This is a genomic window from Streptomyces flavotricini (assembly GCF_020639365.1).
Classification (GTDB): Bacteria; Actinomycetota; Actinomycetes; order Streptomycetales; family Streptomycetaceae; genus Streptomyces; species Streptomyces flavotricini.
In genome coordinates this window covers 6,716,402-6,737,332 of record NZ_JAINUL010000001.1, presented here as the reverse complement: position 1 = coordinate 6,737,332, position 20,931 = coordinate 6,716,402, and the positions used below count along the sequence as shown (strand labels likewise).

The window sequence follows — 20,931 nt, the reverse complement described above, 5'->3', positions numbered from 1 at the left end:
GGTCCGACATTCGCTGACGGACGTGTCGTTGACAGATACATACGGCCCCAGCATGCTGAGCAGCGCGCTGAGCAAGCGCTTATTCGCCCGACATCGCCAGGGAGAGGGAGACGCATGGCCGAGCCGAGGATCTTCACGTCCGCCGAGGAACTGCGCGCAGGGATCGGGGAACCGCTCGGTCCGAGCGGGTGGCTGGAGATGGACCAGAAGCGGATCGACCTGTTCGCCGATGCCACCGGTGACCACCAGTGGATCCACGTGGACCCCGAGCGGGCGGCGGGCGGACCCTTCGGTTCCACCATCGCCCACGGCTATCTGACGCTGTCGCTGCTGCCGAGCCTGGTCCCGCAGGTCATGCGGGTCGAGGGGATGAAGATGGGCATCAACTACGGCACGAACAAGGTGCGTTTCCCGGCTCCGGTCCCGGTCGACTCGCGGCTGCGCGCCACCGCCGTGATCACGGAGGTCACGGAGGCGGGCGGCGGGGTCCAGGTCACGGCGACGGTCACGGTCGAGCGCGAGGGCGGCGACAAGCCGGTGTGCGTCGCGGAGTCCGTGTCCCGCTACTACTTCTGAGCCGCTTCCGGGGCGGCCCCGACCATGCGCAGGACGAGGTCGGCGTAGAGCGCGCCGACCTCTTCGGGCGTGCGGCGGCCGGCCGTGTTGAACCAGCGGGCCACGTCGATGCAGAGGGACAGGACGGCGAGGGTGGTGCCGGGGACGTCCGGGACGTCGAACTCCCCCGCCGCGACCCCGTCGGCGAGGATGCGGCGTACGGCGGCGTCGCTCCGCCGGCGCAGTTCCACGATCTCGGAGCGGTGCTCAGGGGCGAGGGCGTCGAGCTCGTACTGGACCACGCGCGCGGTGGTGTGGTGCGCCGCGTGCCACAGCACGAAGGACCGTACGGCCGCGTCGAGCCGCCCGGCGGCCGAGCCCGGGCCGGAAGCGGCGGTCTCCAGGATCTCCAGGGCCTTGTCGTGGCCGATCCGGCTGATCCGGTGGAGCAGCTCTTCCTTGGTCTTGTAGTGGATGTAGAGCGCGGCCGGGCTCATACCGGCCCGTCCCGCGATGTCCCGCGTGGTGGTGGCGTGGTACCCGCGCTCCGCGAACGCTTCGACCGCGGCGACGAGCAGCCGCCGTGCGGCGTCGGGGGTGACCTCCGACCACGGCCGGTAGCCGCCGGTCGTCTCCTCCGCGCTGTCCATCGCTCGCTCACCCTCTTCGTCCTGTGGAAGGAACACCTTACCGGAGGGTGAGCAAGCGCTTAGCAGCCTTGGGAGACACGGCGGCCACCGCTCAGACCTTCGGCTGGAAGGGGTCGTAGTCGGCCATGATCTTCTCCATCCGGGCCTGGTCGACCCGGGTGACGATCTGGGTGAGCTCCTGACGGTCCCGGATCACCTTGGCGAGGGTGAAGGCCGAGGTGGTGAGGTAGAGGACCGCGATGCCGAGGAACGCGCGGACCCAGCCGTCCACCTGGAGGTGGTAGATCCCCACGGAGACGGCACAGATGGCGACGGCGAAGGAGGCGAGGGCCTGACCGTAGTAGGCCGCCGAATTGCGCTGCTTGACCGGTGTCTCGTTCATGGGCCCAGCATCGGCCGGAGGCGGCCGGGCCACCTCCGTGCACGTACTCAGGTGCGTACTCAGAACGGAGCGCACTCGGCTCGGACGCCTACTCAGCACCCGTGCCCGCTCAGCACCCGTGCCCGCTCAGAAGGCCGACACTCCGGTGCGGGCGCGGCCGATCAGCAGCTTCTGTATCTGGCTGGTGCCCTCGTAGAGGGTCATCACGCGGGCGTCGCGCAACAGCTTGCCGGCCGGGTACTCGTCGATGTAGCCGTAACCCCCGTGGACCTGGAGGGCGTTGCTCGCGGCGCGCACGGCGGCCTCGGAGGCGAAGAGCTTGGCGGTGGAGGACTCGGTGGCGAAGGGCCGCCCGCGGTCGATGAGGTCGGCGACCCGCCAGGTCAGCAGCCGGGCCGCGTCCACGTCGACCGAGATGTCGGCGATCAGCTCCTGGACCAGCTGGTGGTGGGCGATCGGCTTGCCGAACTGCTCGCGCTGGGCCGCGTACGAGACGGCCGCGTCAAGCGCCGCCTGTGCGATGCCGACGCACCCGGCGGCGACCGACATCCGGCCCTTGGCGAGGGCCGACATGGCCACGGAGAAGCCCTTGCCCTCGGGGCCGAGCATCGCGGAGGCCGGGACGCGGACCCCGTCGAGGGCGAGTTCGGCGGTGGCCTGGCCGCGCAGACCGAGCTTGCCGTGGACCTCCCGGCGGGTGAGTCCCGGGGCGTCGGCGGGGACGAGGAAGGCGGAGATCCCGCGGTGGCCGGGCTCGTCGCCGGTGCGGGCGAAGAGCAGGACCACGTCCGCCCAGGTGCCGTTGGTGATGAACATCTTGCTGCCGCTGATGACGTACGCGTCCCCCTCGCGCACGGCGCGGGTGGTGAGGCTGCCCGCGTCGGAGCCGGTGCCGGGCTCGGTCAGGCCGAAGCAGCCGAGCGCCTCGCCGGAGCAGAGGCGGGGCAGCCAGGCCCGCTTCTGCTCCTCGGTCCCCCAGGCGGCGAGGGTCTTGGCGACCAGGCCGAGGGAGACGGAGACGATGCCGCGCACGGCGGAGTCCCCGCGGCCGAGCTCCTCGGTGACGAGGACGTAGGCGAGGTGGTCGCCGCCGGAGCCGCCGTACTCCTCGGGGACGGTCAGGCCGAGGAAGCCGAGGTCGCCGAGCTTCTTGACGATGGCCCGGTCCACACTTTCGGCGCGGTCCCACTCGGCGGCGTACGGGACGATCTCGCGCTCGGTGAACTCGCGGGCCAGCCGGCGCACGGCTTCCTGCTCCTCGCTCAGTTCCAGATTCACCGGGCACCTCCGGGCGGTCCGGCGCCGGGTCGACCAGCAGGTTAACTAGCACCGGTAGTTTATGGCGGGCAGGCCCTACTATGTGGCGCATGGCCAGACCGCGCAAGCCCCTCCTCAGCAGAGACCGCATCGTCGAGGCGGCGGGCGCGCTGGTGGACGCGGAGGGGCTGGGGGCCGTGTCGACGCGGCGGCTGGCCGCCGCGCTGGGAGTCAGCGGGCCGTCGCTGTACAACCACTTCCGCACGAAGGACGAGATCCTGGACGCGGTCGCGGACGCGGTGAGCGCGCGGGTCGACTTGTCGATGTTCGAGCCGGGAGCGGGCCGGGACTGGCGGGGCGCCCTGCACGACTGGGCGCACTCGTACCGGGACGCACTGTCCGACCATCCGAACATCGTTCCGGTGCTGGCGCGCGGTCCGGGCCGGCGCCCGGCGGGACTGCGGGTGGCGGACGCGGTGTTCGGCGCGATGACGGAGGCCGGGTGGCCGCCGGCCCAGGCGACCCGGATCGGCGCGCTCATGCGGTACTTCATCCTGGGCTCGGCGGTGGGCTCGTTCGCCGGCGGTTTCGTGGACGACGAGGCCGCGTACGACCCGTCGGACTACCCCCACCTGGGCCAGGCCCACCTGCTGGCGGAGCGCCGGCACGAGGTGGACGAGGGCGCGTTCGAGACGGGCCTGGCCGCTCTGCTGGACGGACTGGCCCTCCAGCACGAGGCGTTGACGGGGCGGGTGACGGGCGGCTAGGCCGCAAGGCGGTGGGAACGGAGTGCGGCCGGGACAGACGCCGGTGGAAACGGATGGCGGTCAGAACACCACGAGCGAGCGGCCGCCCTTGCCGGCGAGCATCGCCTCGAAGGCGGCCGGAATGCCGTCCAGGGTGATGCGGTCGGTGACCAGGGCGCCGAGGTCGAGGCGGCCCGCGCGGACGTGGTCGGCGATCAGCGGGAGATCGCGCGCCGGGTCGCTGTTGCCGTACACGCAGCCGGTGAGGGTGCGGGCGAAGTGGAAGATCTCCAGGGCGTGGAAGCCGACCTTCTGCTCCTTTCCTCCGATGCCGACGACCGTGGTACGGCCGCCGCGGCGGGTGGAGTCCCAGGCACCGCGGATGGACTCCGCCCGGCCCGCGCACTCGACGGCGACGTCGGCGCCCTGCCCGCCGGTGAGGGCGCGGATCTGCTTGGCGGTGGTGTCGGAGGCGAGCACGAACTCGGTGGCCCCGGCCGCCCGGGCCAGCTCCTCCTTGGCCGGGGAGACGTCGACGGCCACGATCGGGCCCGCCTCGGCCACCCGCGCCGCCTGGAGCGCGGCCAGGCCCACCCCGCCGACACCGAAGACGGCGACGGACTCGCCGGGGCGCACCCGGGCGCTGTTGCGGACCGCGCCGTAGCCGGTGAGGACGGCGCAGCCGAGCAGGGCGGCCTCGGTGAGCGGGATCCCGGCGGGTGCGGGCAGCACGCAGTTGCCCGCGACCACGGTCTCCTCGGCGAACGCGGCCACGTTCAGCCCCGGGTGCAGCGGCGTGCCCGCGGCGTCGTGGGCGTAGACGGCCCCGACCCCGCTGAGCGCCTTGGCGCAGAGCCAGACCTCGCCGATCGAGCAGTGGTGGCACTCCCCGCAGGACGGGGACCAGTTGAGCACCACGGCGTCACCGGGGGCGACGTGCGTGACGCCCTGACCGACGGCCAGGACCGTCCCCGCTCCCTCGTGGCCGAGGACGGCGGGGACGGGGACCACCATGGTGCCGTTCGTGAGGGAGAGGTCGGAGTGGCAGACACCGGCCGCGGCGATCCGCACCCGGACCTGGCCGGGGCCGGGATCGGGCAGGACGATCTCCCGTATCTCCAGCGGGGCTCCGACGGCGGGCAGGATGGCGGCGCGGACCATGGTCGATTCCGTCTCTCGGGCTCAGGAGTGCGGGGCGGTGGCTTGGAGCGGGTGCTGGTGCTGGTGCGGGTGCTGTCGGCTCAGAACTGCAGCGACTTGGTCTGGAGGTACTCGGCCAGGCCGTGCGGGCCGAGCTCGCGGCCGACGCCCGACTGCTTGTAGCCGCCGAAGGGCGCGAGCGGGTTGAAGCGGCCGCCGTTGATGTCCACCTGGCCGGTGTCCATGCGGCGTGCGAAGGCGACGGCCGTCTCCTCGTCCTCGGCCCAGACCGCGCCGCCCAGCCCGTACACGGTCCCGTTCGCGATGCGCAGGGCCTCGTCCTGGTCCTCGTAGGGGAGGATCGACAGCACCGGGCCGAAGATCTCCTCCTGCGCGATGGTCATCTCGGGCGTGACGTCCGCGAACACGGTCGGGGCGATGAAGTACCCCTGCTCGTACGGCGCCTCGGGGCCGCCCGCGACGAGCCGCGCGCCCTCCTCGACGCCCTTCGTGATGTATCCGCGGATGCGGTCGCGCTGCTTGGCGTTGATGACCGGGCCGAGGCGGGTGCCCGGGTCGCCGGGGTCGCCCGAGGGGTACTTGGCGACGGCGGCGGCCGCGAGCGAGACGGCCTCCTCGTACTGGTCGCGGTGGACGAGCATCCGCGTGAGCGCGTTGCAGCTCTGGCCGGAGTTGTTCATGACGTGGCCCACGCCCGCCGCGACGGCCTTGGCCAGATCGGCCCCGGGCAGGATGACATTGGCCGATTTGCCGCCGAGCTCGAGGGCGACGCGCTTGACGGCGGCGCCGGCCGTGGCGCCGATCTGCTTGCCGACCGCGGTGGAGCCGGTGAAGGAGACGAGGTCGACCCCGTCGTGCGCGGCCAGCGCCTGGCCGGCGACCGGGCCGGTCCCGGTCACCAGGTTGAACACGCCCGCCGGAATGCCCGCCTCGTGCACGGCCTCGGCGAAGAGCTGTGCGGTCAGCGGGGTGTCCTCGGCGGGCTTGAGGACGAGGGTGCAGCCTGCGGCGAGAGCGGGTGCCACCTTGGCAACGATCTGGTGCAGCGGGTAGTTCCAGGGCGTGATGGCCCCGACGACACCGACCGGCTCCAGCAGCACGGTGGAGTTGCCGATCCGCTCCTCGAAGGCGTACGAGGCCCCCAGCTCGGCGAACGAGGAGGACACCGCGATCGGCGCCCCCACGTGGACCATCTCCGAGAAGCCCCGCGGGGAGCCGAGCTCGGCGGTGATGATCTCGGCGAACTCGTCCTTGCGGGCGACCAGCACGTCACGGAGCGCCCCGATCAGGGCGGCCCGCTCGGCCGGGGCCGTGGCAGCCCAGGCGGGGAAGGCGGCGCGCGCCGCGAGCACGGCCGCGTCCACGTCGTCGGCGTTCCCGGCCGGGACCCCGCCGATCACCTGCTCGTCGGCCGGGTTGACCACCTCGATCCGCTCGCGTCCGGCGGCGGGCCGCCACGCGCCGTCGATGTACATCCCGTCGTGGGCCTTCATGGCTTTCCTCCCGAGCACGCGCGAACACGTGGACGCGTAGACCTGACCTCGTTCGACCACCCTACAAACTACCGCCGGTAGTTTTCGGCCCGCCAGTGCCCCGGGGGTCAGATGATGCCGAAAAGCATCCCCGCCCCGAGCACGACGAGGGAGGTGAGGGCCGCCCATTTCACGGTGAAGCGGGTGTGGTCGCCGAACTCGACCTTGGCCATGCCGACGAGGACGTAGACGGCGGGAACCAGCGGGCTGGACATGTGCAGGGCCTGGCCGACCAACGAGGCGCGGGCGATCTCGAGCGGGGAGACCCCGTGGGCGGCGCCGGCCTCGGCGAGGACCGGCAGGACGCCGAAGTAGAAGCCGTCGTTGGACATGAAGTAGGTGAGGGGCAGGCTGAGCAGGCCGGTGACCAGCGCCATGTGCGGGCCCATCCCCTCGGGGATGGCGCCGACGAGCCAGTCGGCCATGTGCTTGACCATGCCGGTGCCGCTCAGGACGCCGGTGAAGACGGCCGCGGCGAAGACCATGCCGGCGACGTTCAGGACGTTGTCGGCGTGGGCGGCGATCCGGGCCTTCTGGTCGGGCATGTGCGGGAAGTTGACGGTGAGGGCGAGGGCGGCGGCGAGGAGGAAGAGCACCGGGATGGGCAGCAGCTCGGCGATCATCGCGGTGAGCAGGGCGACGGTGAGGCCGGCGTTGAACCAGTAGAGGCGCGGGCGCAGGGTCGGCCGGCGGGGGTCGAGGCCCTGGAAGCCGCCCTCGTGCGCGGCGGAGGCGTCAGCGGGGCCCGAGCCGGAGCCGTCACCGGAGCCGGAGCCCGCGGAGGGGGCGGACGGCTCGACCGGAGCCCCGGAACCGGCGGAACCGGCGGAACCCGCGGAGCCGGCGACGGTCCCGGTGTCTGCGGACCCCGCGGCGGTGGCGGTGGCGACCAGCAGGCGCTCCTCGGCGGGCTCCTCGGCCTCCGCCGCCACCCGCTCCGCCTCCCCGGGCATGACCAGCGTCCCGATCCGGCGGCGTTCCTTGAGGCCGAGGACGTAGGCGAGGGCGAACACGAACAGCAGGCCGACCGCGAGGGCGGGGATCATCGGGACGAAGATGTCGGAGGCGTCGAGCTTGAGGGCGGTGGCGGCACGGGCCGTGGGGCCGCCCCAGGGCAGGGTGTTCATGACTCCGTTGGCGGTGGCGGCCACGCCCGTCATCACCACCAGGCTGAGGCCGAGCCGCTTGTAGAGCGGGTACATGGCCGAGACGGTGATCATGAAGGTGGTCGAGCCGTCGCCGTCGAGCGAGACGATCGCGGCGAGGACCGCGGTGCCGACCACGACCCGCACCGGGTCCGCCTTGCAGAAGCGCAGGATGCCCCGCACGATCGGGTCGAACAGGCCGACGTCGATCATCACGCCGAAGTAGACGATGGCGAACATCAGCATGGCGGCGGTCGGTGCGAGTTTGCCGACGCCGTCGATGACGTAGTCGCCGAGGTGGGCGCCCTTTCCTGCGAACACGCAGAACAGCGCGGGGATGAGGACGAGCGCCGCGATGGGCGACATTTTCTTCATCATGATCAGGACCAGGAAGGTGGCGATCATGGCGAAGCCGAGGAAGGTCAGCATGCAGGGAACGTAGGTGCCCCCTCCTCGCGTCAACAAGACGTCAGCGCGTGAGCAATACGAGCAAAACCCCAGCTCAGGGCAGGGGTGTCAGTTCGACGGGGAAGCCGTTGAGCACCGCGGTACCGGACAGCGGGTCGAGCCGGGAGCCGTCGAGGAGCTGGTTGACGTTGACTCCGGGAGCGGCGGAGGCGACGGAGAGCCGGGCGCCGTCGCGGTCGTGGCCCCAGCCGTGCGGGAGGCTCACGACGCCGGTGCGGACGGTGTCGGTGACCTCGACGGGGACTTCCAGGCTGCCGCCGTCCGCGGTGATCCGCGCCAGGCCGCCCTCGGTGAGGCCGAGCCGGCCGGCGTCCTCGGGATTCACCTGGAGGGTGCAGCGGTTGGAACCTCCGGTGAGGGCCGGGACGTTGTGCAACCAGCTGTTGTTGGACCGCAGATGGCGGCGGCCCACGAGCACCAGGGCGGCGGGGCGGTCGGCGAGCGCCGCGCGCAGCCTGGGGAGCTCGGCCGTGATCGGGTCCGGGAGCAGCTCGATCCTGCCGCTGCGCGTCCTCAGCACGCCCGGGAGCCGGGGCCGCAGCGGGCCCAGGTCGATGCCGTGCGGGTGCGCGAGCAGCCGCTCCAGGCTGAGCCCCTCGCCTCCGCTTCCGCCCGCGTACGTACCCGTACCGGCGCCTTCGCCCTCGCACTCGCCCTCGCCCGGTCCCGCCTGCGGGGCGGGGCCGGCGCCGAACCGGTCACCGTACGGCCCGAGTCGGAGCATCAGGTCGAGCCGCCGCTCGGGGCCGTTCTCCCCGGTGAGCAGGCCGGCCAGGCGCGCCGGGTCCCGCCCGTGCAGCGGGGAGCTCGGGTCGGCGGTCTCCTTGGCGAGGACGCCGTGGATCACCATCTCGTCGACGGCGGACGGGTCGGCGGATCCGTACCTGCCGGAGACGGCCAGGACGAGGCGTGCGTGGATCTCGCACTCGTCGAGCCGGCCCGCTTCGAGCGGGACGGCAGGACGGCTGTAGCGCACCTGGTTGCGGACGGCGAAGCCGTTGAAGGCGAAGTCGTGGTGCGCGCTCTGCGAGGGCGGCGGCGGAGGCAGCACGACGTGGGCGTGGCGGGAGGTCTCGTTGAGGTACGGGTCGACGCTGATCATGAAGTCGAGCCCGGACAGGGCCGCGTCGAGGCGCCGCCCGTCGGGGGCGGACAGCACCGGGTTGGCGGCGATGGCGATCAGGGCCCGGATCCGCCCCTCCCCCACGGTCTCGATCTCCTCGGCCAGGGCCGCGATGGGCAGTTCGCTCTTGGCCTCGGGATGGCCGCTGACCCGGCTGAGCCAGCGGCCCAGCGTGAAGCCCTTGCCGGGCCCGGCGGGGCGCGGGCGCGGGCCGGCGGCCGGGAGCGGGAAGAGGACTCCCCCGGGTCGGTCGAGGTTGCCGGTGAGGACGTTCAGCACGTCGACCAGCCAGCTGGCGAGCGTGCCGTACTCGACGGTGCAGCTGCCGATCCGCCCGTAGACGGCGGCGGTGGGCGCGGCCGTCAGGGCGCGGGCGAGGTCGCGGATCTCGGCGGCCGTGAGGTCGCAGGCGGGGGCGACGGCCTCAGGAGTGAAACGCGCGAGGGCGTCGGCGAGTTCCCCGAGCCCCTCGGCCTGTTCCTCCAGGGTGCCCGGCGCGGCGAGCCCCTCGGCCAGGAGGGTGTGCGCGAGGGCGGCCAGCAGCAGGGCGTCGCTCCCGGGGCGCGGGGCGAGGTGGAGGTCGGCGAGCTTGGCGGTGCGGGTACGGCGCGGGTCGACGACGACCAGGGTGCCGCCGCGGGCGCGCAGTGCCTTGAGCCGGCCCGGGAAGTCGGGCGCGGTGCACAGGGAGCCGTTGGACTCGACCGGGTTGGCGCCGAGGAGCAGCAGGAAGTCGGTGCGGTCGAGGTCGGGGACCGGGATGGCGAAGGGGTCGCCGAAGAGGAGCCCGCTGGAGACGTGCTTGGGCATCTGGTCGAGGGTGCTGGCGGTGAAGAAGTTGCGGGTGCCGAGGGCTTTGAGCAGGAGCGACGGGTACAGGTTGCCCGCCATGGTGTGCACGTTCGGGTTGCCGAGGACGACTCCGACGGACTGGGCTCCGTGCTCCCGCACGAGAGCCGGGACGGCAGCGGCGATGGCCTCGTACGCCTCCTCCCAGGTGGCCTCCCGGAGGCGGCCGTCGCGGCGGACGAGGGGGGTGCGCAGGCGGTCCGGGTCGGCGTCGAGCGCGCCGAAGGCCGCGCCCTTGGGGCAGATGAAGCCGCGGCTGAAGACGTCTTCGCGGTCCCCGCGGGCGCCGGTGACGGCGGTGCCCTCGATGGTGAGGGTGAGGCCGCAGGTGGCTTCGCACAGGGGGCAGATGCGCAGGGCGGTGCGGGGCATGGGCCCTCCAGGGGCGGCAGGCTGCGACACGTACACGCGGGCACGTCCGAGCATACCGACCGGTTGGGACGGTGGGGAGGGGACTGCGGGGAGGGGCCGGGATGCGCGCGCGGTGCTCCCGCGTGCGGGTCAGTCCAGTACGCGGGACAGGTACGCGTGCATCATGGCCCGGATCTCGGCCACGATGTCGGGGTCGCCGGCCGGATCGGCGCGGAAGGCCAGCTTCGTCAGCGCGTCCGTGGCCTCGACGGCGACCAGGACCGCCCGCCGCAGGGCCGCGTCCGGGGTCAGGTCGAGGTGGGCGCCGAGCAGTTCGGTGAGGCGTACGGCGACCAGCCCGTTGGGGTCGGCGGCCGGGCCCGCGGCGGGCGGGGCGGGCACCCCGAAGTCGACGAACGCGAAACCGGGGACGGTCCTCTTCATGGCGAGGTACTCGTCGAGCACGGCGTCCACGACGGGCCGCCAGTCGCCGGCCGGGAGCCCGTCGAGGCGGTCCGCGATGGCGTCGGTGTACCGGTCCAGGTTGCGGTGGGCGAGGGCGATGGACATGGCCCGCTTGTTGCCGAAGAAGCGGTAGACCGAGCCGATGGGCACGCCGGCGCGCAGGGCGACGGCCCGGGTGCTGAGGTTCTCGTACCCGGTCTCGTCGAGCAGTTCGGCGCAGGCGTCGAGGATCCGGGCGAGCCGGTCGGCGCTGCGCTGCTGGATCGGCGTCCGGCGCAGGGGGTGGGCGGGGGGCACGGGGTCCATCATGCCGCTCCTGGCTCCTCGGTTCAGCCGCGGTCTCAGTTCAGCAGGAGGCCGATGCCCCCGATCGTGTAAGTGATCATGAGCGCGAGCAGCGGCAGCTGGCCGGCGACGGCCCTGGCGGGCGGGAAGAGGCGTACGGAGCGGTCGTGGGCCGCGATCACTCCGAGTACGTGGCCGGTGACGACGGCGATCACCTGGAGGGCGGCGAGACCCCCGGGGCCCAGTGGCGGCAAGGGTTCTGGGGCGTTGTCAGTGCCCGCTGCCATGATTACGGTGCGTGGTCCTTCGGTGACGAGGAGGGAGAAGTAGTGGGCGACGAGATAGCCGAGCGCGATCGGCACGAGTGAGTGGGCGAAGGCGGTCAGCGGGCCGGGGTGCGGGCCGCAGACGAGGCGGGTGGCCACTGCGCAGAGGCAGTACAGGGTGGCGACGAGGGCGATGGAGGCGAGCAGTCCGAGCGTGGCCGTGGGGGTGCGGCCGAGGGGGGAGGCCTGGAGGGTGTTGATCCACGACGGGTCGTCGGAGTAGCCGTCGTAGGCGGTGGAGCCGAGCAGGACGCAGACGGTGGCGACGAGTCCGGGCCGCTCGGGTGTCGCGTCGAGTCCGTGGAAGGGGTTGCGGAGCACCAGGCGGCCGTCGCTGCGGCGGCCGAGGGGGGAGAGCCGGGCCAGGAGGGCGGAGTACGCCTCGAAGGCGTCGGCGTCGGCGAACCAGCGCTCTCCGAAGCGGGCGGCGAGCGCGAGGTGGGCGGCGGTGTAGAGGGCGAGGGCGATCAGGAGGGTGGTGGTGGATGCAGGATCCGGAGCGGCGAGTTCGAGCCAGGTGAAGCCGAACAGCCCGGCGGCGGCGGGCCATTGGCCGAGCCGGGCGGGAAGGGGGGCGTGCGCGTGCCGCCGCCGGGCGCGGGGCAGCCGGTGGCACAGGCGGTGGAGGGTGCGGAGCGGGTTGAGCAGGCGCCAGACGGGGCCGAGGAGGAGGGAGGCGGGCACGAGGCCGACCCAGAGGAGGACGTAGACGGCGCCGGGGGCGGGGTTGCGCGCGGGGTCGTCGGGACCGAGGAGGAGGGAGAGGAGGACGGCGAGGGCGGCGGCGAGGCCGAGTCCGCGCAGGGCGGTGCGGGTGGCCGGCGCGTCGGCGATCCGCTCCAGGGCGGCGGGCAGGGCGAGGCCCGAGCGGTCGCCGCGGAATCGGGAGGAGGACCAGAGCAGACCGAGCGCGAGGAAGGAGACGAACAGTGCGGCGAAGGCGCCGGCGAAGGCGTAGAAGGGAGAGATCGGCAGATCGTGTTGGGACCCGATCCCGTGCGCGAGCGTGGTGAGCGGATCGGCCGGGCGAAGGACCGCGCCCCGGCCCCCGCCCGCGCCGGGCCCGGGCCCGAGCCTGGGCCCCAGACCGAGACCGAGCCCGAGACTCGGCGCTACCGGGGTCACCACGGTGCGCCCGTACGGCCTTGTTGCCCTCCGCGGAAGGGGAACCGGGCCAGGCGGGTCGCGGGCGGGGTCATCGGACGAGGAGCTGGGTCAGGACGAGGCGGGACCCATGGGTCTCGACCTCGAAGAGGCCCGTACGGTCGGCCGTCAGGACCAGGGTGGCCTCCTGGCCTGCCGGCAGGGCGAGTTCCTTGTCGTAGCCGTGGACGTGCAGGGTGTCGGCACGGTCGCTGGTGACGCGCAGGGCGAGGCGTTCCCCGCGCCGCAGCTCGGTGCGGCCGGGGGGCGGGGTGACCTTGCCGTCCCGGACGGCGATGGTCACGGTGCGGTCGGCGGGCGCCTGCGACGACGGCGGTGAGGGGGGCACCGACGGCGGGGTGTGGCTGTGGCCGGCCTGGCCGGGGGCGCCGGCGCCGGCGGTGAGCTCGAGCGTGCCCTCGATCGCCTTGCCGGCGACGGCCCAGGCGGTGTGGTCGTCGGCGTAGAGGCGGACGGTCAGGGTGTGCGCGCCCTCGGGCGCCTGAGCCGCCGGCAGGTGGAACCAGGGGCCGTACAGCCGGGCCAGTTTGCGGCCGTCGAGCTCGAGGTGCGCGTGGCCGGCGCCCGGGAGGGCGGCGCCGCCGGTGCTGTCCGGGGTGAAGCGGAAGTTCTTCACCGTCAGCTGGAGGTTCCAGCCGTCCTCTGAGTCGGGGCGGGCGGCGAGCTGCACCTGCGGCGCGCCCTCGGCCGGGACCTCGCGGAGCCGGTGGCCGGTGGGGTCCTGGGCATCGAGCAGGGTGCCGACGCTGCCGGTGGCCTGCTCGTGGCTGGTGCCGGGCTTGTGGTGAGTGGTGGCCCGCCCGCCGCAGCCCGCGGCCGCGCCGCCGACGAGCAGGAGGGCGGCGGTGAGCAGCGCCGCGGTTCGGGTGGTTCGGCCGTGCCCGCGGGCCGTGCGGGGCGGGCGGGGCGGCACAGCGCGGGCGTGGCACCGGACCCGGTGCGCGGGGCGGTCGTCGTACGGGCTCTCGGGCCGGTCGGTCACGGATGGCCTCCTGTGTTCGGCGCTGCCAGGGCGGGGTGCGCGGTGCCGGATCCGGGGCCGGCAGCGTCTCCGGGGTCACCTGCGCTTCGGGCGCCCCGGCGAACCCGGGGGCCGACGCCCCCCCCGGGGGTCGCCTCGCGCGGGCCGGGTCCGGGGTGGGGCGTGCCCGCGTGCGGCGGGGCAGGGGGTCATGCCGGGTCCGGGGCGGCCTCGGCGTGCGGCGCCTGGGTCGGGGCCGCCGGCGCCGGCACGCGGTCGCCGCCGCGGTCGCCCCTGGGGCCGGGGCCCGGGGTGGTCGGGCGGGCCGAGGCCACGACCGCCCACAGGACCCAGACCACGGCCACGAGGGCCCGCGCCCAGGAGGGGCCGATCGGGGTCCAGGGGATCATCAGGACGGCCTTGTCGAAGGCGTCGAGGAGGGTGAGGGCCGCCAGGAGCAGGGTCAGCCGCGCCAACCAGGGGCGGGCGGGCCGCAGGGCGAGGCCCGCGCCCGTCCACCACAGGCCCAGCAGGAGCAGGGCCACGGCCGGCACGGCGGTGTCCACGAGCGGCGTCGTGGAGCCGGCCACGTCCAGGGCCAGCCCGGCCAGGCCCAGCAGCGAGGCCGCCGTGCCCGCGCGGGACCCGCGCAGGCGGCGCCACCACAGCACCCCGCCGACGAGGAGCAGGACCGCCGCCACCGCCAGCGCGATCTGGGTCTCCACCCTCTCCAGGCCGCGTGCGCCGTACCAGTCGCAGCCGGCCGGGAGCTTGCGCGCCTGGACGCTGTAGTCGGCGCAGACGAGGAGCTGGGCGAGTTTCACCGGTTCGCCGACCAGCCGGGAGGAGGCTCCCGACACCTCGCCGCGGCGGTCACCGCAGTGCGGGAGCGTGCCCGGGGTGGAGCCGTCGGGTCCGGACTGCCAGCAGTTGCCGCGGCCCTGGCCGTCCCACCACACGTCCATGCCGTTGGGGCGGGAGGCGCCGGACTTGTCCTTGCCGAGGACGTTCCCGGCGTACCGGTTGTGGTGGGAGGTGTCCGCCTGCTTGCCCCAGGACTCCTCGCCCCGGATGAAGGCCGGGACCGCCGAGAGGAAGAAGCCCGCGCGCCGGTGCCCGTACACCCAGTTGTCCTCGTACACGTTCCAGTTGCCGCCCGCCGTGATGATCCCCGTGCCCGGCGGCATGGAGATCTGCGGGCAGACCACCCCCTGCTCGTAGCCGCGCTCGATCGGCGGCTTGGCGCAGGTGCCGTCGGCGACGTACCCGTAGTAGTCGGCGTTGTTGTCGTGGATCAGGTTCCGCTCGAACTTGGCGTGGTTCTGCGGGAGTCCCGGGTGTCCCGGGAAGGCGCTGTCCATCGAGGCGCCGCCCATGTTCGCGTCGAACTCGTTGTCGTGGACCCAGACCGAGTCGCCCGCCGTGCCGGAGTAGCCGACCATGTTGTGGTGGCTGTGGCAGCCGGTGATCTCGATGGAGTAGCGAGGGACCTCGTAGCCGCGCCCGTCGTTGATGTCGGAGGCGCTGCCGGGATAGATGCCGGAGTCGCCGTTCCCGTACGACTCGCAGTTCTTGTACAGCCCGTGGTCACTGGCGAAGGTCAGGAAGCCGTACTCGTCGTTCCACCTGGTCAGGACGTCGTCGATGACGAACCCGTCGCCCGCGAGCACGTACAGCGAGTTGAAGGTGGTCCGCTGCGCGGTGAAGTTGCGGAAGTAGATGCCGTTCGACTTGTCGGCGCGGATGGCGTTCAGCTTCTGGTACTTGGCGTCGATGACCACGTCCTGGCGGCTCGCGCCCGTGCCCTCGATCTGCAGGTCCGTCTTGCCGAGGATCGCGACGAGGTTCTGGTTGTGCCGGCACCGCACCTGCTGCTCGTAGGTGAGGATCTGGTAGCCGAGCGAGGAGTTGGGGGCCTTGAGCGCGGCGCACTCCCCCGTCGGCTTCGGCAGCGAGGGCTCCTCCTCGTACAGGCCGGGCAGGATCGCGATGTTCATGCCCGGCCGGTCCACGGCGTCGACGGCTTCCTGGAGGTGCCGGTAGCCGCTCTTCTCGCACCGCTCGTACAGGGCCAGGTTGCGCTGCCTGAGCTCCGCGGGGAAGGCGGATATCCGGCGTTCGAAGGCGGGCCGGTCGGTCTTGCAGACCACCAGATCGGGCTCGGCCGTCCGGTACCGGGGCACGGACCCGGAGCCGTCCGGCAGGGTCACGGGGCGCTCCTCGTGCGCGCGGGCGGCGGGCGCGGCGGCGAAGAGGGACAGGAGCGCGAGGAGGGCGGCGAGGAGCGCCGCCGGCACGGCAGGGAACCTGCGGGTCCACGACATGCGCGTGAGAGTAGAGCAATGTTCATCTTTTTGGATCCCCCACGGCAGCGCGAAATCCCGGGTGCCATTGACGCGCGAGCCACGGAATCCTACTGTCAACCATAGGATTCCTTCGACTGCACAGAGCGGGAGCACCCATGAGCGAGCAGGCCGAGCAGGCCAGGAAGACGGCCGAGGCACTGGAGTACCTCACCGGCTTCGGCAACGAGCACAGCTCGGAGGCCGTCCCCGGCGCCCTGCCGGCCGGCCGCAACTCGCCCCAGCGCTCCCCCCTCGGCCTGTACGCGGAGCAGCTCAGCGGCAGCGCCTTCACGGAGCCCCGGAGGCACAACCGGCGCTCCTGGCTCTACCGGATCCGCCCCTCGGCGGCCCACCCGCCCTTCACCCGGACCGACAACGGCGCCCTGCGCTCCGCGCCCTTCACCGAGGCCCCCGCGGACCCCAACCGGCTCCGCTGGAACCCGCTCCCCGATGCGGCCCCCGGCACCGACTTCCTGGCGGGCCTGTGGACCCTGGGCGGCAACGGCGACGCCACCCAGCGCAGCGGCATGGCCATCCACCTCTACTCCGCCAACGCCTCCATGACCGACCGGGTGTTCAGCGACTCCGACGGCGAGCTGCTGATCGTCCCCGAGCGCGGCGGTCTGCTGCTGCGCACCGAGCTCGGCCTGCTCAGCGCGGGCCCCGGCGAGGTGGCCCTGATCCCGCGCGGCGTGCGCTTCCGCGTGGAGCTGCTGGACGAGGACGCCCGCGGGTACGTCTGCGAGAACTACGGCCGCCCCTTCGAGCTGCCGGACCTCGGTCCGATCGGCGCCAACGGCCTCGCCGCCGCACGCGACTTCCGGGCCCCGGTGGCCGCGTACGAGGACGTCGAGCGCCCGACCGAGGTGGTCAACAAGTTCTGCGGCAACCTGTGGACCGCCACCTACGACCACTCCCCGCTCGACGTGGTCGCGTGGTACGGCACGCACACCCCGTACGTGTACGACCTGCGCCGTTTCAACGTCATGGGCTCCATCAGCTACGACCACCCGGACCCGTCGATCTTCACGGTGCTGACCTCGCCCTCCGACACCCCGGGGCTGGCGGGCGTGGACTTCGTGGTCTTCGCCCCGCGCTGGCTGGTCGGCGAGGACACCTTCCGCCCGCCGTACTTCCACCGGAACGTCATGAGCGAGTACATGGGCCTGATCGAGGGCGCCTACGACGCCAAGGCGGAGGGCTTCGTCCCCGGCGGCGGCTCGCTGCACAACATGATGTCCGCGCACGGACCGGACCGGGAGACCTTCGACAAGGCGAGCGCCGCCGAGCTCAAGCCGCAGAAGATCGAGGACGGCCTGGCCTTCATGTTCGAGACCCGCTGGCCGATCACCGCCACCGCCCAGGCGGCCGGCGCCGATCACCTCCAGCGCGGATACGACGACGTCTGGCAGGGGCTCCAGCGCCACTTCCGCGCCTAATATCGCCGGGGGTGTCACGCCGCCGGCCCGGCCGGCAAGGCACCCCCCGGGCACACCCCGGAGCACGCGCCCCACGCCCCGTCCGTACGGAGAACCACCCGTGACCGCCTTCGCCCCCGACTCGCTCGTGCTCAACCGGAAGCTGCCCCTGTGGTACCAGGTGTCGCAGTCGCTGCGCGCCTCGATACTGGGCCGCGCCCCGGACGCCTCGCTGCGCCTGCCCACCGAGGAGCAGCTCGCCGAGCACTACGGGGTCAGCGTGCTGACCATGCGCCAGGCGCTCAAGGAGCTGGAGGGCGAGGGGCTGATCAGCCGCCACCGGCGGCGCGGCACGTTCATCGAGCCGGGCGCGCGGCGCGGGGCGCCGGTACGGCTGCTGGGATCGGTCGACGCGATCGTGGCGCAGCAGTCGGGCGACCGTACGACGATCCTCGGCCACGCACGGACGGTCGTGTCCGGGGAGCTGCTGGAGCACTTCCCGGACACGGCCGAAGTGGTCACGTACCGCCGGCTGCGCCACGACGGGGAGAGCGGCGAGCCGACGAACTGGGCGGAGAACGCGATCCGCCCGGAACTCGCCGAGGCCGTGGACCTGGCCGATCTGGCGCGCTGGCCGATGACCAAGGTGCTGCGTGACGTGGTGGGCGTGAGGATCAGCCGGATCACCGACACGGTCGAGGCGCGGCTCGCCGACCCGGAGACGGCCGAACTGCTCCAGGTGCCGCTGCTCAGCCCGATCCTGCACTACACGGGCGTGACGTACGACGAGGACGGACGGGTCGTGGACGTGGCGCGGATCCGGTACCGGGGTGACCGGTTCTCGTTCACGGTGACGGTCGACGCCACCTGACGGCCGGGCCGCCACACCCCGCGGGGGTCACTTCCCCTCGTCGTCCGCGCTGCGCTCCCCCTCTGCCTGCGACGGCGTGGTCCGCATCGTCTCGGGGTGGTGGTGCTGCAGCTTCTCCTTCTCGTCCATGTCCTCGTCGAGCCGCTCGCCCTCTGCCTGCGACGGAGTCGTGTACTCGTCGTAATGACTCATCTCCGCCTCCTCCTCGACATCGGAACATATCCGTACATAGGGAGCGTAGCTCTTCGACCCGCACCCAGCCCGGCCAGGCCGGGCACACGTCCCGCACACGACCGCGTCCGTGCCCCGCCCGCGACCCCGCCCGCGCCCCCGGCCGCCGTCTCCCGTCGCTACCATCTGCCGGGTGAGCGAAGACGTACCGCTGCTGGACGATCTGATGCCCTGGGCCGTGGGCGGACTGCGCCTGGGCCGGGCCTGGGTGGCGGCCCCCGATCCCGCGGCCCTGCGGGCCCGCTGGGCGGCCCTGACCGGCGCCGAGGGCATCGAGCGGGAGCGGCTGTTCCGCCCGACCCGCAGCCGTACGCCCACCACCGGCGCGGCGGCCCTGCCCGGCCGGCGCTCGCCGTCGACCGCCCGCTTCGCCGATGCGCCGGGACCCTGCCCGGAGCCCGTACGGGTGCTGCGCGATCCCTTCGACGAGCAGTGGCTGCTGCCCGACCAGCGGCTCATCGACCTGGCCCGGCCGGAGCTGTGGCGGGTCCTGGACGAGCACCAGCTCTTCGCCGTCGAGACCCCGGAGCTGCTGGTCACCGCACACCTCCCGGTCGGCCGGCTGGGCCGGATCCGCCCACTGCACCGCCGCCCCGGCGGCGCCGAGCCCAATCTCGCGCCGGGCCTGCTGCCGCTGCTGGGCGAGCGCTACGGCGGCTGGGTCACCCCGCAGGACGTGCTGTGCTGGATCCTCGCGGCGGGCCGCCCCGGTCCCCGCGGGTACGAGGTCCCGCTGACCGTCGATCCCGGGCGCTGGCGGGCCGGGCTGGAGCTGGGGCACCGGCTGCTCACCGTCCAGCTGCGCGGCGGGCCCGGCTCCGAGCCGCCCCGGCTGCCGGGCGGGCGCCGCCCGTACGTCCGCTCGGCGGTCCAGGCCTGGCCGGAGGGGCTCGCGTACGACCCGGAGACCGAGATCCTGAGCCTGGGTACCGGGACGGTCTCCCCCGTGCCGCCGGGCGCCTGGGAGTACGAGGTGCAGGGCGGTACGCGGGTGCTGGAGGCCTGGTTCGCCGCCCGCACCGCCCACCGGGATCCGGAGGCCGACGGGCTGGAGACGCTCGGGCCGGCGGCGTGGCCGCAGTCCTGGACCTCGGAGCTGCTGGCGCTGGTGACCACCCTGGCGCTGCTGGCCGATCTGGCCCCGGAGCGCGCGGCGTTCACCGCCGGGACGCCGCTGCCCGCCGCCGAGCTGGCGGCGGCCGGGGTGCTGCCGCCGCCGCGCTGGGCCCGGCGACCGGCCTCCGTACTGGACCACCACGAGGAGGGCCCGGGCGGCCAGTTCGCCCTGCTCTGACGGCACGCGGGCCCGCCCGCGGTCGGCGTCGGCGGTGGTCCCGGCGCCCTGCCTGGTGACAAGCCGGGGTCCCAGAAGGTAGGCAGGCTGTCATGACAGCCGACTCGCCCGCACCCGCACGCCCCGGGGAACCGCTCCCCGTGGAACCGCTCCCCCTCGACGGTGTCACCGTCGTCGCCGTCGAACAGGCCGTCTCGGCCCCCTTCGCCACCCGGCAGCTCGCCGACCTCGGCGCCCGGGTGATCAAGGTCGAGCGGCCCGACGGCGGTGACTTCGCGCGCGCCTACGACACCGCCGCGCACGGACTGGCCTCGCACTTCGTCTGGGCCAACCGCGGCAAGGAGTCGATCGCGCTCGACCTGAAGGACCCGCGCGGCCTGGAGGTCCTGCACGGGCTGCTCGACGGGGCCGACGTGTTCGTTCAGAACCTCGCCCACGGAGCCGCCGCCCGGCTCGGGCTCGACTCGGCCGCGCTGTGCGCGCGGTACCCGCGGCTGGTCGCCGTCGACATCTCCGGATACGGGCCCGAGGGCCCGTACGCCCACAAGCGCGCCTACGACATGCTCGTGCAGTGCGAGGCGGGGCTGGTCTCGGTGACCGGCACCCCGGGGCAGCCCGTCAAGGCGGGCATCCCGGCCGCGGACATCGCGGCGGCCATGTACGCCTTCTCCGGGGTCCTCGCGGCCCTGTTGCGCCGCGGGGTCACCGGGCGCGGGGGCCGGGTCGAGGTCTCGATGCTCGACGCGCTGGCCGAGTGGATGGGCCATCCGCTGCACCACACCATGCACGGCGGGGAGCAGCCCGTGCGGACGGGCCTCGCGCACGCCGTCATCTCCCCCTACGACGCCTACCCGACGGCGGACGGGGACCGGGTGCTGCTGTCGGTGCAGAACGACCGCGAGTGGCGGCGGCTCGCCGAACAGGTACTGGAACGGCCGGAGTTGGCCGAGGATCCGGCGTACGCGACGAACGCGGCGCGCACCCGGGGCCGGGAGAAGACCGACGCCGTGGTCGCCGAGGCGCTCGCCGGGCTCGGCGCGGACGAGGCGGTCGGGCGGCTGGAGGCGGCGGGCATCGCCTGCGCGCGGCTGAACTCCGTGGCGCAGCTGGCGCGGCATCCCCAGCTGGCGGCGCGGGACCGCTGGCGCGAGGTGGGATCACCGGCCGGTCCGCTGCGGGCACTGCTGCCGCCGATCGGACTGCCGGGAGGCGCGGCACCGCACATGGGTGCGGTGCCCGCGCTCGGCGAACACACCGAGGCCCTGCTGCGCGCCCTGGGGATGACGGGCGCGCAGATCACGACACTGCGCCGGGATGGTGTGGTTGCGTAGGGCCGGGGCGAAACCAATGAC

18 protein-coding genes are annotated in these 20,931 nt (G+C 73.5%); 6 read left to right on the top strand and 12 right to left on the bottom strand.

Going from position 1 to position 20,931, the window contains the following annotated elements:
• Positions 1 to 114: 114 nt before the first annotated feature.
• Positions 115 to 576: a MaoC family dehydratase gene (locus K7B10_RS30690; protein ID WP_229341034.1), complete on the top strand. Its 462-nt coding sequence runs from the start codon at positions 115 to 117 to the stop codon at positions 574 to 576.
• Here the strand turns inward: K7B10_RS30690 and K7B10_RS30685 are convergent.
• From K7B10_RS30685 to K7B10_RS30675, 3 genes are all read right to left on the bottom strand, one after another.
• Positions 567 to 1,205, bottom strand: a complete 639-nt coding sequence (locus K7B10_RS30685) for a TetR/AcrR family transcriptional regulator (protein ID WP_229341032.1) — start codon at positions 1,203 to 1,205, stop codon at positions 567 to 569. The genes K7B10_RS30690 and K7B10_RS30685 overlap by 10 nt on opposite strands.
• 91 nt (positions 1,206 to 1,296) lie before the next feature.
• Entirely contained in the window at positions 1,297 to 1,587 is a 291-nt protein-coding gene (locus K7B10_RS30680; protein WP_030860375.1) for a YiaA/YiaB family inner membrane protein, read from the bottom strand.
• Positions 1,588 to 1,713: 126 nt separating this feature from the next.
• Positions 1,714 to 2,865 (bottom strand): acyl-CoA dehydrogenase family protein, encoded by a 1,152-nt coding sequence (locus K7B10_RS30675; RefSeq protein ID WP_229341030.1) that lies wholly within the window; start codon positions 2,863 to 2,865, stop codon positions 1,714 to 1,716.
• 89 nt (positions 2,866 to 2,954) lie between these two features.
• On the opposite strand from K7B10_RS30675, the gene K7B10_RS30670 reads away from it, so the two are divergent.
• Positions 2,955 to 3,611, top strand: a complete 657-nt coding sequence (locus tag K7B10_RS30670; protein ID WP_229341028.1) for a TetR/AcrR family transcriptional regulator — start codon at positions 2,955 to 2,957, stop codon at positions 3,609 to 3,611.
• A gap of 60 nt (positions 3,612 to 3,671) precedes the next feature.
• Here K7B10_RS30670 and K7B10_RS30665 read toward each other — a convergent pair whose 3' ends face one another.
• The 8 genes from K7B10_RS30665 to K7B10_RS30630 all read right to left on the bottom strand — a co-directional run bounded on the left by K7B10_RS30665 (position 3,672) and on the right by K7B10_RS30630 (position 15,744).
• Positions 3,672 to 4,751, bottom strand: coding sequence for a Zn-dependent alcohol dehydrogenase (locus K7B10_RS30665; RefSeq protein ID WP_229341025.1), 1,080 nt, complete (start codon positions 4,749 to 4,751; stop codon positions 3,672 to 3,674).
• Between the two features lie 80 nt (positions 4,752 to 4,831).
• A complete protein-coding gene (locus K7B10_RS30660) occupies positions 4,832 to 6,244 on the bottom strand; it encodes an aldehyde dehydrogenase family protein (RefSeq protein WP_229341024.1) in 1,413 nt (470 codons plus the stop codon).
• Between the two features lie 107 nt (positions 6,245 to 6,351).
• Positions 6,352 to 7,857, bottom strand: coding sequence for a CitMHS family transporter (locus K7B10_RS30655; RefSeq protein WP_229341022.1), 1,506 nt, complete (start codon positions 7,855 to 7,857; stop codon positions 6,352 to 6,354).
• A 73-nt stretch (positions 7,858 to 7,930) separates the two neighbouring features.
• A complete protein-coding gene (locus K7B10_RS30650) occupies positions 7,931 to 10,240 on the bottom strand; it encodes a molybdopterin-dependent oxidoreductase (RefSeq protein WP_229341020.1) in 2,310 nt (769 codons plus the stop codon).
• Between the two features lie 129 nt (positions 10,241 to 10,369).
• Positions 10,370 to 10,990 (bottom strand): TetR/AcrR family transcriptional regulator, encoded by a 621-nt coding sequence (locus K7B10_RS30645; protein WP_229345543.1) that lies wholly within the window; start codon positions 10,988 to 10,990, stop codon positions 10,370 to 10,372.
• Positions 10,991 to 11,025: 35 nt separating this feature from the next.
• Positions 11,026 to 12,288 carry a hypothetical protein gene (locus K7B10_RS30640; RefSeq protein WP_229345540.1) on the bottom strand — a complete coding sequence of 421 codons (1,263 nt, stop codon included), beginning with the start codon at positions 12,286 to 12,288 and terminating at the stop codon, positions 11,026 to 11,028.
• A 202-nt stretch (positions 12,289 to 12,490) separates the two neighbouring features.
• Positions 12,491 to 13,372: a cupredoxin domain-containing protein gene (locus tag K7B10_RS30635; protein WP_372481570.1), complete on the bottom strand. Its 882-nt coding sequence runs from the start codon at positions 13,370 to 13,372 to the stop codon at positions 12,491 to 12,493.
• A gap of 257 nt (positions 13,373 to 13,629) precedes the next feature.
• Positions 13,630 to 15,744: a right-handed parallel beta-helix repeat-containing protein gene (locus K7B10_RS30630; RefSeq protein WP_229341018.1), complete on the bottom strand. Its 2,115-nt coding sequence runs from the start codon at positions 15,742 to 15,744 to the stop codon at positions 13,630 to 13,632.
• A 137-nt stretch (positions 15,745 to 15,881) separates the two neighbouring features.
• Between K7B10_RS30630 and hmgA the strand changes: the two genes are divergently transcribed.
• Positions 15,882 to 17,204, top strand: coding sequence for a homogentisate 1,2-dioxygenase (gene hmgA / locus K7B10_RS30625; protein ID WP_229341016.1), 1,323 nt, complete (start codon positions 15,882 to 15,884; stop codon positions 17,202 to 17,204).
• Positions 17,205 to 17,304: 100 nt separating this feature from the next.
• Positions 17,305 to 18,054, top strand: a complete 750-nt coding sequence (locus K7B10_RS30620) for a GntR family transcriptional regulator (protein ID WP_229341014.1) — start codon at positions 17,305 to 17,307, stop codon at positions 18,052 to 18,054.
• 27 nt (positions 18,055 to 18,081) lie between these two features.
• Here the strand turns inward: K7B10_RS30620 and K7B10_RS30615 are convergent, their stop codons facing one another.
• Entirely contained in the window at positions 18,082 to 18,246 is a 165-nt protein-coding gene (locus K7B10_RS30615; protein ID WP_229341012.1) for a hypothetical protein, read from the bottom strand.
• Between the two features lie 205 nt (positions 18,247 to 18,451).
• Here K7B10_RS30615 and K7B10_RS30610 point away from each other — a divergent pair, with 205 nt between their 5' ends.
• Both K7B10_RS30610 and K7B10_RS30605 read left to right on the top strand, forming a co-directional pair.
• Entirely contained in the window at positions 18,452 to 19,579 is a 1,128-nt protein-coding gene (locus tag K7B10_RS30610; RefSeq protein ID WP_229345536.1) for a type ISP restriction/modification enzyme, read from the top strand.
• Between the two features lie 92 nt (positions 19,580 to 19,671).
• Positions 19,672 to 20,910, top strand: coding sequence for a CaiB/BaiF CoA transferase family protein (locus K7B10_RS30605; protein ID WP_229341010.1), 1,239 nt, complete (start codon positions 19,672 to 19,674; stop codon positions 20,908 to 20,910).
• The last annotated feature ends 21 nt before the right edge of the window (positions 20,911 to 20,931 follow it).

Bases quoted from the DNA above. Each gene is read 5' to 3' on its own strand.
- K7B10_RS30670 (WP_229341028.1), top strand. From the start codon at position 2,955: ATGGCCAGACCGCGCAAGCCCCTCCTCAGCAGAGACCGCATCGTCGAG.
- hmgA (WP_229341016.1), top strand. From the start codon at position 15,882: ATGAGCGAGCAGGCCGAGCAGGCCAGGAAGACGGCCGAGGCACTGGAG.
- K7B10_RS30655 (WP_229341022.1), bottom strand. From the start codon at position 7,857: ATGCTGACCTTCCTCGGCTTCGCCATGATCGCCACCTTCCTGGTCCTG.
- K7B10_RS30685 (WP_229341032.1), bottom strand. From the start codon at position 1,205: ATGGACAGCGCGGAGGAGACGACCGGCGGCTACCGGCCGTGGTCGGAG.
- K7B10_RS30650 (WP_229341020.1), bottom strand. From the start codon at position 10,240: ATGCCCCGCACCGCCCTGCGCATCTGCCCCCTGTGCGAAGCCACCTGC.
- K7B10_RS30605 (WP_229341010.1), top strand. From the start codon at position 19,672: ATGACAGCCGACTCGCCCGCACCCGCACGCCCCGGGGAACCGCTCCCC.
- K7B10_RS30645 (WP_229345543.1), bottom strand. From the start codon at position 10,990: ATGGACCCCGTGCCCCCCGCCCACCCCCTGCGCCGGACGCCGATCCAG.
- K7B10_RS30680 (WP_030860375.1), bottom strand. From the start codon at position 1,587: ATGAACGAGACACCGGTCAAGCAGCGCAATTCGGCGGCCTACTACGGT.
- K7B10_RS30615 (WP_229341012.1), bottom strand. From the start codon at position 18,246: ATGAGTCATTACGACGAGTACACGACTCCGTCGCAGGCAGAGGGCGAG.
- K7B10_RS30660 (WP_229341024.1), bottom strand. From the start codon at position 6,244: ATGAAGGCCCACGACGGGATGTACATCGACGGCGCGTGGCGGCCCGCC.
- K7B10_RS30610 (WP_229345536.1), top strand. From the start codon at position 18,452: ATGCCCTGGGCCGTGGGCGGACTGCGCCTGGGCCGGGCCTGGGTGGCG.
- K7B10_RS30630 (WP_229341018.1), bottom strand. From the start codon at position 15,744: ATGTCGTGGACCCGCAGGTTCCCTGCCGTGCCGGCGGCGCTCCTCGCC.
- K7B10_RS30690 (WP_229341034.1), top strand. From the start codon at position 115: ATGGCCGAGCCGAGGATCTTCACGTCCGCCGAGGAACTGCGCGCAGGG.
- K7B10_RS30665 (WP_229341025.1), bottom strand. From the start codon at position 4,751: ATGGTCCGCGCCGCCATCCTGCCCGCCGTCGGAGCCCCGCTGGAGATA.